The organism is Methylorubrum zatmanii (assembly GCF_014845115.1).
Taxonomy (GTDB): domain Bacteria; phylum Pseudomonadota; class Alphaproteobacteria; order Rhizobiales; family Beijerinckiaceae; genus Methylobacterium; species Methylobacterium zatmanii.
Window position 1 is genome coordinate 1 of record NZ_NKUI01000214.1, and the last position, 4,736, is coordinate 4,736.

General features: G+C 70.5%; 3 protein-coding genes and 2 pseudogenes. 4 read left to right on the forward strand and 1 reads right to left on the reverse strand.

What is annotated here, in order from left to right; translation table 11 throughout:
- The 4 genes and pseudogenes from MZTS_RS21355 to MZTS_RS21370 all read left to right on the forward strand — a co-directional run.
- Positions 1-802, forward strand: a pseudogene (locus MZTS_RS21355) (peptidase M50); the annotation flags it as partial.
- On the forward strand, positions 795-2,819 hold the full coding sequence (locus MZTS_RS21360) for a preprotein translocase subunit SecA (RefSeq protein WP_192285341.1): 2,025 nt from the start codon (positions 795-797) through the stop codon (positions 2,817-2,819). The pseudogene MZTS_RS21355 and the gene MZTS_RS21360, both read left to right, overlap by 8 nt.
- A gap of 13 nt (positions 2,820-2,832) precedes the next feature.
- Positions 2,833-3,717: an efflux RND transporter periplasmic adaptor subunit gene (locus tag MZTS_RS21365; RefSeq protein WP_192285342.1), complete on the forward strand. Its 885-nt coding sequence runs from the start codon at positions 2,833-2,835 to the stop codon at positions 3,715-3,717.
- Between the two features lie 57 nt (positions 3,718-3,774).
- Positions 3,775-4,422, forward strand: coding sequence for a hypothetical protein (locus MZTS_RS21370; protein ID WP_246482218.1), 648 nt, complete (start codon positions 3,775-3,777; stop codon positions 4,420-4,422).
- A 179-nt stretch (positions 4,423-4,601) separates the two neighbouring features.
- On the opposite strand, the pseudogene MZTS_RS25370 reads toward MZTS_RS21370, so the two are convergent.
- Positions 4,602-4,736 (reverse strand): annotated as a pseudogene (locus MZTS_RS25370) (glucose-1-phosphate thymidylyltransferase RfbA); the annotation flags it as partial.

A 4,736-nucleotide genomic window follows, 5' to 3' on the forward strand; every position in this document is an offset into this window, starting at 1 on the left:
CACCACCATGGCGCAGGGCGTCGTCTGGGCCCCCGACGACACCCAGATCCGCACCCGCACCGACGGCATCCTTACCGCCCTGCTGGTCGAGCCCGGCCGGGACGCCCAGGCCGGCGAGGCGCTGGCGACCCTGGAGGATCCGAGCCTCGACAGCCGCGTCGCGGTGTTGGAGGCGCAGCTGGCGGAACTGCGCCTGCGCCACGATGCGGCCCGGCTCGGCGACCGGGTCCAGGCGCAGATCCTGCAGGAGCAGGTCGCCAGCACGCAAGAGATTCTCAGGGTCTACCGCGAGCGGCAGGCAGGCCTCACCGTGCGCGCGAGCCAAGCCGGCCGCCTGATCGTGCCGGGCTCCGTCGATCTTCCCGGGCGCTACCTGCGCCGGGGCGAGCGCATCGGCTACGTGCTCACCGCCGACGATCCGGTGGTGCGGGTGGTGGTGCCGCAGACCGATGTGGACCTGATCCGCAGCCGCACCCAGGCCGTCGCCGCCCGTCTCGCCGAGCAGCCGGAGAAGGTGCGGGCCGGCGCGATCCTGCGGGAAGTGCCCGGTGCCCAGCAGGAGATCCCGAGCCTCGCCCTCTCGACTCAAGGGGGCGGCACCATCGCCGTGGATGCGACCAACCCGCAGAAGCCGGTCGCCCTGCAGAGCATCTTCGTCTTCGACGTGAAGCTCGCCGGCGGCATTCCGTTCAATGTCCTCGGCGAGCGGGTCTATGTCCGCTTCGATCACGGGGCGGAGCCGATCGCGTGGCGGGCCCTGCGCGGCCTGCGGCAGGTCTTCCTGAGTCAGTTCCGTGTCTGATCCACTCGCCCTGCCGGCGCCCGCCGCCTGTCGCCTGCCTCCGGCACGGGCCTATACCGAGCGCAAGCCGCTCAAGGCGAGCCGCCTCGATCAGGCGGCGGCGAAGGTCGTCGGCCTTGTGCGGGTCGGGCTCGCCGATTGGAGCGCCCGCCGCTACGCGCGGATCGCCCGCCGGGCCGCAAGCCAGGACGACGAGATGGCGGCCCTGTCCGACGAGGCGTTGCGCCTGCGGATCCGGGCCCTGACCGCCACGTTGCGGGCCCGCAAGGGCTTTCGCGACGCCGACATCGCCGACGCCTTCGCCCTGATCCGGGAAATGTCGGGCCGCGTGAAGGGGCAGCGCCATTACGGCGTGCAGATGATGGGAGCCGCCGCCCTCCTCGACGGGCGGATCGCCCAGATGGCGACCGGCGAGGGCAAGACCCTGACGGCGACGCTGGCGGCGGGCACGGCGGCGCTCGCCGGACTTCCCGTCCACATCGTCACGGTCAACGACTACCTCGCCGAGCGCGATGCCGAGGAGATGCGCCCGCTCTTCGCCGCCCTGGGGCTCAGCGTCGGCGTCGTCAAGGAGAAGCAGGAGCTGCCGGAACGGGCGCAGGCCTATGGCTGCAACATCACCTACTGCACCAACAAGGATCTCGCCTTCGACTATCTGCGCGACCGGATCGCCCTCGGCCAGCGCGCCAGCGACGTGCGCCTGAAGCTCGAAAACCTGCACGCCCCGGAGAGCCGCCTCGCCCAATTGCGCCTGCGCGGCCTGCATTTCGCGATCGTCGACGAGGCCGACAGCGTGCTGATCGACGAGGCGCGTACGCCGCTGATCATCTCCGCCCCGGCCGGCTCGCAATTCGGCCCCGAGGTGCTGTCCCGCGCCATGGAGATCGCCGGGCAGGTCTCGACACCGGAGGATTACCTCATCGATGCGGCCGAGCACCGGATCACCCTGACCGAAACCGGCCGCGCGCGGATCGCCGACCTCGCCGCGAGCGACGATCCCGGACAGGATTCGGTCTGGCGCGGGCGCGTCACCCGGGAAGGGCTCGTGCGTCAGGCGCTCTCGGCGCTGCACCTGTTCCACCGGGACGAGCATTACATTCTGCGCGACGGCAAGGTGGTGATCGTCGATGCCAATACCGGCCGGGTCATGCCGGACCGGAGCTGGAGCGACGGCCTGCACCAGATGGTCGAGCACAAGGAGGGCTGCGAATTGTCGGGGGCCCGCTCCACCCTCGCGCGCATGACCTATCAGCGCTTCTTCCGCCGCTACGCCCGCCTGTCCGGCATGACCGGCACCACCCGCGGCGTCGCCGCCGAGTTCTGGACGGTCTACCGGCTGCCGGTGGTCCGCATCCCCACCCACCGGCCGGTGCAGCGCCAGCACCTGCCCGACGAGGTGCTCCCCGACGAGGGGGCGCAGTGGCGGCGGGTGATCGAGCGGATCGCCGAACTCCACACCCGCGGCTGCCCCGTCCTCGTCGGCACCCGCTCTGTGGCGGCCTCCGCACGGGCGAGCGCCCATCTCACCGCGGCCGGGCTGCCGCATACGGTGCTGAGCGCCGCCCAGGACGGCCAGGAGGCCGCCATCGTGGCGGAGGCCGGGCAGCGGGGCCGGATCACGGTGGCAACGAACATGGCCGGGCGCGGCACCGACATCAAACTCGGGCCCGGTGTGGCCGAACGCGGGGGCCTGCACGTCCTCATGGTCGAGCGCCAGGACGCCCGCCGCATCGACGACCAGCTCGCCGGACGCAGCGGGCGCCAGGGCGAGCCGGGCTGCTTCCAAGCGATCCTGTCCCTGGATGACCCGCTGATGGAGGGCAGTTTCATCGGTCGAGGACTCGCCCGCCGGATCATGGCGCTGCTCGGCCCCCAGAAGGGGCAAGCCTTCGGCCGCTGCCTGCTGCGCCACGCCCAACGGCGCACCGAGCGCCTGCACGGGCACATGCGCGCCGACCTTCTGCATTCCGACCAGATGCAGGACCGCATCCTGGCCTTTGCCGGCCACTCCGAATGAGGATCTTTTCGCGATGACCATGCCGGCCGGAACGCGCCGAGGCCGGACCCGCCTGGGTCTCCTCGCCCTCTGCCTCTCCGCCTCCTTCGCGGCTTCCTTCGAGGCTTGGGCCGAGGAGCCCCGCGTCGATTGCGTCGTCGAACCGGCGCAGAAGCTGAAGATCGGCTCCGCCACGCTCGGCATCCTCAAGAGCGTGCCGGTCAATCGCGGCGCCACGGTCAATGCCGGCGACATCATCGCCCGGCTCGATTCCAGCGTGGAGGAGGCCAACGTCGCCCTGTCGCGGGCACAGGCCGAATCGACCGCCAGCATCGAGGCGCAGCAGACCCGGGTCGAACTCTACAAGCGGCGTCTCGACCGGCAGAACCAGCTCTCGAAGGGCATCGTCACCCAGGAGAAGCTCGATCAGGTCGAGGCCGATTACGAAATCGGCCGGCGCGATCTCCAGACCGAAATCCTCAAGCACAAGCTCAACGGCATCGAGTTGCAGCGGGCCGAGGCGCAGCTCGAACTGCGCATGATCCGCAGCCCGATCCGCGGCATCGTCACCGAGCGCCTGATGTCGGCCGGCGAGTTCGTCCGCCAGGACAGCGCGATCTTCACCCTGGTCCAGCTCGATCCGCTCTATGTCGAAGCTTATCTGCCGGTCTCCCGCTGGAAAGAGATCACGCTGGGCCTGCCGGCGACCGTGACGCTCGATCAGCCGATCGGCGGCTCTTACGAGGCCAAGGTCAGCGTGGTCGATCAGGTCTTCGACGCGGCGAGCGGCACCTTCGGCGTCCGCCTGGAACTGCCGAATCCGGATTTCAAACTGCCCGGCGGCCAGCGCTGCAAGGTCACCTTCCCCTTGAGCCCCGGCGGCCCGGTCGCGACCGCCCTGCCTCCCGGCACCAAATAGGCGGAGCCTGCCCTCCGCGATGGACCTTTGCCCGGCGGCAACGTATGGCGCTGCACGATGATGAAGGCCGCGATACGGATGCTGATGGTAGGGCTCGCGACGCTGGGCGCAGCCGTTTTGCCGGGTGAGGCCGGGAGCGCAAAGGCGCAGGTCGCCGAGACGAGCCGGGAGGCGCAGGATGGTCCCGAGGCGCGCGCCTTGATCGAAACCTTGAGTGCCCGCCTGCTCGCGGCCCCGAGCGCCACCGCGATCCTGGAAGCGTGGTGCGCCGAGCGTGGCCTCTCGCCCGACCCGCGGATCGTCGCCGTGCGCGTAGCTGGAGTCGACAAGCCGGCAGGTTCCGCCCGGCGCGAGCGGCTGGCGGTCGGGCCGGAGGAGCCGGTGCGCTACCGCCGGGTGCGGCTCACCTGCGGCCGCCACGTGCTGTCGGAAGCCGACAATTGGTACGTGCCGTCCCGCCTGACACCCGAGATGAACGCCGCGCTCGACGGCACGCAGGCGCCGTTCGGCCGGGTCGTGCGCCCCCTCGGGCCCAGCCGGCGCAACCTGTCCCTGACGATGTTGTGGCAGCCGGAAAAGGCTGGGATGCCGGGACCGGCCGAGCCGCTGTTCTCGGTCGAGGCGGTGCTCTCGGCCGGCGGCGTCCCCTTCTGCGAGGTCGCCGAGACTTATACCGGCGCCGTGCTCATCCAGGGCGACCGCTGACCTGATTTCAACGCCCGGCGCTCACCGCCGCGGTCCGTCACGTGCGCGTCGGCGAAGCCATCCGGCACAACCTCCCCGGAGAACGGGACGTGCTGGATGGCTTCGGCTTTGCCAGGACGGGCTCTCATCGCTCGGAAGAACCCGTCCCGCCTCGATCAGAGGTGGTGTGGCTGTCCCGATCAAAAATCCTGATCGGGGCGGCGTCCCTCTCGGGCGAGGCGCAGCAGGTTCTGGCCGTAATTGGTCTTGGCGAACAGCTCGCCCCGCGCCTGCAACTGCTCGCGGCCGATGAAGCCCTGGAGATAGGCGATCTC